4 protein-coding genes are annotated in these 4,929 nt (G+C 69.0%); 1 reads left to right on the top strand and 3 read right to left on the bottom strand.

Annotated elements, in window-relative coordinates; genetic code table 11:
* A partial coding sequence (locus ACFU99_RS32945; protein ID WP_384399023.1) for a coagulation factor 5/8 type domain-containing protein occupies positions 1-1,704 on the top strand: 1,704 nt, incomplete at its 5' end.
* A 20-nt stretch (positions 1,705-1,724) separates the two neighbouring features.
* Here the strand turns inward: ACFU99_RS32945 and ACFU99_RS32940 are convergent.
* The 3 genes from ACFU99_RS32940 to ACFU99_RS32930 all read right to left on the bottom strand — a co-directional run.
* A complete protein-coding gene (locus tag ACFU99_RS32940) occupies positions 1,725-2,657 on the bottom strand; it encodes a carbohydrate ABC transporter permease (protein ID WP_384399021.1) in 933 nt (310 codons plus the stop codon).
* On the bottom strand, positions 2,650-3,669 hold the full coding sequence (locus tag ACFU99_RS32935) for a carbohydrate ABC transporter permease (protein WP_384399019.1): 1,020 nt from the start codon (positions 3,667-3,669) through the stop codon (positions 2,650-2,652). The genes ACFU99_RS32940 and ACFU99_RS32935 overlap by 8 nt, the downstream gene beginning before the upstream one ends.
* On the bottom strand, positions 3,666-4,929 hold a 1,264-nt coding region (locus tag ACFU99_RS32930), incomplete at its 5' end, for an ABC transporter substrate-binding protein (RefSeq protein WP_384399017.1). The genes ACFU99_RS32930 and ACFU99_RS32935, both read right to left, overlap by 4 nt.

Below are 4,929 nucleotides of genomic sequence, written 5' to 3'. Positions count from 1 at the left end.
CCCATGGCGGCCACATCCGCCCCCGCGCCCCCTGCCGCCCCACAGCCTCCCGGCACCCCCGACCTCGGCCCGAATGTGAGCGTCTTCGACCCCTCGATGCCGCGGGCGGCCGTGCAGGCCAAGCTCGACAGCGTCTTCGCGCGGCAGGAGAGCAGCCAGTTCGGCGGCGCGCGGCAGGCGCTGCTGTTCAAGCCCGGCTCGTACGACGTGGACGCCGACGTCGGCTTCTACACCCAGGTCGCGGGGCTCGGCCTGTCGCCCGACGACGTCACGATCAGGGGCGCGGTGCACGCGGAGGCCGACTGGTTCCAGGGCAACGCCACCCAGAACTTCTGGCGCGGCGCCGAGAACCTCTCCGTCACTCCCGCCTCGGGCGCCGACCGCTGGGCCGTGTCGCAGGCCGCCCCGTACCGCCGTATGCACGTCCGCGGCGACCTGCGGCTGGACGACGGCGGGTGGGCGAGCGGCGGGTTCATGGCCGACTCCAAGATCGACGGGAAGGTGCTGCCCGGCACCCAGCAGCAGTGGATCTCCCGCAACACCGAATGGGGGAACTGGACGGGCGCCAACTGGAACATGGTCTTCGTCGGAGCGAAGAACGCGCCCGCCGGCGACTTCCCCCACCCCGCGTACACCAGGGTCGACCGCACCCCCGCCGTCCGTGAGAAGCCCTTCCTCTACGTGGACAAGGCCGGCGCCTATCAGGTGTTCGTGCCCGCGCCGCGCACGAACACCCAGGGCACCACCTGGGCGGGCGGGAGGGCGCAGGCGGGCGCGTCGCTGCCGCTGAGCCGGTTCCACATCGTCAAGCCGGGCGCCACCGCCGCCGAGATGGACGCGGCGCTCGCGCAGGGCAAGGACCTGCTGATCACGCCCGGCGTCTACCACCTCGACCGGACGCTCAAGGTCACCCGGCCCGACACCGTGGTGCTGGGGCTGGGCCTGGCGACCCTCGTGCCCGACCGTGGCGTGACCGCGATGTCCGTCGGCGACGTCGACGGGGTGAAGATCGCGGGCCTGCTCGTCGACGCGGGCCCGGCCGAGTCGCCCGTTCTCATGGAGGTCGGACCGCCCGGCTCCGCCGCACGCCACACCGCGAACCCGACCTCGCTGCACGACGTGTTCTTCCGGATTGGCGGCGCGGGCGCCGGCCGGGCGGCCAAGAGCCTGGTCGTCAACAGCTCCGACGTCATCGGCGACCACCTGTGGCTGTGGCGAGCCGACCACGGCGACGGCGTCGGCTGGACCACCAACACCGCCGCGAACGGCCTCATCGTGAACGGCGCCGACGTCACCATGTACGGGCTGTTCGTCGAGCACTACCAGAAGCACCAGGTCGTCTGGAACGGCGACGGCGGACGCACGTATTTCTTTCAGAACGAGATGCCGTACGACCCGCCGAACCAGGCGGCGTGGACCCACGGCGACACCGACGGCAACACCAAGGGCTATGCCGCCTACAAGGTGGCCGGCTCCGTCACCCGTCACGAGGCGTGGGGGCTGGGCAGTTACTGCTTCTTCAACGTGAACCCCGCCGTCGCCGCGGAGCACGCCTTCGAGGCCCCGAAGGCGCCGGGCGTCAGATTCCACGACATGGTGACGGTCTCGCTGGGCGGCACGGGAACGATCCACCACATCATCAACGACAAGGGCGGGCCCTCGAATTCGTCGCGCAGTGTGGCGAATCTCGTCAACTACCCATGAAATCACACGCATTCAGTGGCTCATTTGATGGCTCCGGCGGTGAGGCCGGTCACGAGGTAGCGCTGAAGGAGCAGAAAACCGGCGACCACCGGCACGCTGACGACCAGTGAGGCGGCCATCACCTGGTTCCAGTAGACGTCCGTCTGGGTCGCGTAGCCCTGGAGCCCGACGGCGAGCGTGCGGGTGGTGTCGTTCGTCATGACCGAGGCGAAGAGGACCTCGCCCCAGGCCGTCATGAACGCGTACACGCAGACGGCGACGATGCCGGGCACCGCCGCCGGCACCACGACGCGCAGCAGCGCGCCGAGCGGCCCGCAGCCGTCGACCAGCGCCGCCTCGTCGAGATCGCGGGGAATCGAGTCGAAGTACCCGATGAGCATCCAGATGGCGAAGGGCAGCGAGAAGGTCAGATAGGTCAGGACGAGCCCGCCGCGCGACCCGTACAGCGCGATCCCCGTGGTGTTGCCGATGCCGACGAAGATGAGGAAGAGCGGCAGCAGGAAGAGGATGCCCGGGAACATCTGGGTGGAGAGCACCGTGACGGAGAAGAAGCGGCGGCCCGCGAAACGGTAACGGCTTATCGCGTAGGCGGCGAAAACCGCGACCACCACCGCGCAGAGCGTGGAAGACACCGCTACGACAAGGGAGTTGAAGAAGTAGCGGGCGAGCGGGACGGTGTGCCAAATGTCGGCGTACGGGCGCGGGGTGAGCGTGCTCGGAATCCAACTGAACGCGCCTTGAACGTCCTTGAGCGGCTTGAGCGAGCTGCTCAGCATCACATAGACGGGAGTGAGCGCGAAGACGGCCAGCAGGGTGAGCACGATCCGCCGGGTCCAAAGGAAGGAGCGGGGCGGGGCGTTGGGGGAACGGCGCCGGGCCGCGTCGCGGACGGTATCGGGGGAGAGACGCTGCCGCACGGCGCTCCGCGACTGATACTGCACGGTGTCACCCATCGGATTCCTTTCTGCCGCGCGCGGTCGCCAGCAGGTAACCGACCGTCACCACGAGGAGGAACAGCAGGAGCAGTACGGACATGGCCGCGCCGGAGCCGAAGTTCCATGTGACGAACGATGATTGGTAGATGTGAATGGAGATCAGGTCCGCCGGTTCGGGGGCGGACTTGCCGAAGAGCACGTACGGCGTGTTGAAGTCGTTGAAGGTCCACAGGAACAGCACGAGGACCAGGACCTGATTGACGGGGCGGAGCGAGGGCAGCGTGATCCGGCGGATCTGCTGCCAGACGCCCGCGCCGTCCATGGCGGCGGCCTCGTACAGCTCGCGCGGGATGTTCTGGAGCCCGGCCGTCAGGATGAGGAACGCGAACGGCCAGGACCGCCAGACGGACACGGTCACCAGCGCCGCGAAGCTGTTGTCGCCGATCAGCCAGAACGGCGGGCTGCCCAGGATGCCGAGCTGGTCGTGCAGCACGTGGTTCACCAGGCCCGTATCGCGCTGGAACATGAACGACCAGGTGATGACGGCCGCGTAGACGGGCAGCGCGTACGGGATGAGGAAGGCCGTACGCAGCAGGCCGCGGCCGCGGAACCGGTCCTGCATCAGGACGGCCGCCGCCGTCCCGAACAGCCACGCCAGGCCCACGGCGAGGACGGTGAAGCAGCAGGTGACCCAGAAGGAGTGCAGCAGGGCCGCGCCGACGGGGGCGTCGAAGTCGACGGCGATGCGGAAGTTGCCGAGGCCGGCCCAGGGGGCGGTGGTCCAGTCGCGCAGATACTGCTGGGTGAGGGCCTTGAACGCCATGATGACGCCGACGGCCATGGGGACGAGGTGGACGAGGAGTTCGAGGGCGAGGGCGGGCAGCAGGAGGAGGTAGGGGAGACCGGTGCGGCGCAGCCGCGCGACGGCGGGGCGGCTTCGGACCCGGCTCGTGCTCGTGCTCGTGCCTGTGTCCGGGTGCTGAGCCTGACCCTCGGTCCGGCTCCCGGCCCGGTTCTTGAGGCCCTTCACCGCGGGGGCATCTGCTGCTGGGCCTTCGCGAGGCGCTCCTTGACGCTCGACGTGCCGACCTCGTGCCCGGCGGCGGCGTCGGCGAGCAGTTCCTTCATCGCCGTGCCCACGAGCGTCTCGAACTGGCTCTCCTCCGGCACCATGGGCAGCGGCGCGGCGCTCCTGGCCAGCGTCTCGCGGAGCACGGTGAGATCGGGCGTGGCGAACGCCTCGTCCCGCTGGGCCTCCTTGACCGGGGGCAGCGCGCCGAAACTGCTGTTGAGCCGCTTCTGCTCCTCGGTCGAGGTCATGAACTTCACGAATTTCAGCGCGCCGTCGTGGTTGTCGGTGTTCTTGAACACGGCGAGATTGATGCCGGCGACCATTGAGTTGACGCCCTTGCCGCCGGTTGCGCCCTTGGTCCGTACGGGCACGGGAGCCACTCCGTAATCCTTCGGTGTCATGTTGTGGGCTTTCAGGGCGCCGGCCGCGGACTGCCACATCAGCATGGCCGCCTTTCCGGCGGCGAAATCCCGTACGCAGCGCTGGGTGGCGTATTCGGCATTGCCCGGCGCGACGATGCGGTCCTTGGCTAGGAGATCGACGAACTGTTTCACGGCCGCCACCGCGCCCGGCGAATCGAAGCGGGGTCTTCCGGCGCCGTCGAAGAAGTCCGCGCCGTGCTGCTTTCCGAGTACGAAGGCGTGGTGGGAGTTCTCGGAGTAGCTGGCGCCTTCGATTGCGAGCCCCCAGTGGCCGCGGCCGGTGAGTTTCTTTCCGGCGGCCGCCAATTCGTCCCAGGTGGCGGGCGGTTTGTCGATGCCGGCCTGTCTGAAGAGCTTCTTGTTGTAGTAGAGGCCGTAGGCGAGGGAGTAGAGCGGTACGGCCGCCGGGTCCTTGCCCGCCGCGCCGGTGGCGGCGAGCGCCGAGGGCACGAATCTGTCCTTCCCGCCGATGGCCCGGAACGTCGCGTCGTCGAAGGGCAGCAGCGCGCCCCCGGCCTGGAGCGAAGCGGACCAGGTGTTGCCGATATTGAGGACGTCGGGGCCCTGGCCGGAAATGGTGGCGGCGAGTACGCGGTTCAGGAGATCGCTCCAGGGGATCACTTCGAGTTTGACGGTGATGCCCGTGCGCCGCTGGAATTTCTTGAGCTCCGGGCCCAGCACCCGCTTGTCCTCCTCCACCGTCGCGCCCTGATTGCTGGCCCAGTACGTCAGCTGCTCGGGATTGTCGTTGCTGCTGCCGCCGCCTCCCGCGGAGCCGCCGCCGCAGCCGACGGCC

It is taken from the genome of Streptomyces sp. NPDC057654 (assembly GCF_042800135.1).
Classification (GTDB): domain Bacteria; phylum Actinomycetota; class Actinomycetes; order Streptomycetales; family Streptomycetaceae; genus Streptomyces.
The sequence above is the reverse complement of the archived record's forward strand: the minus strand, read 5'-3'. Positions and strand labels throughout refer to the sequence as shown.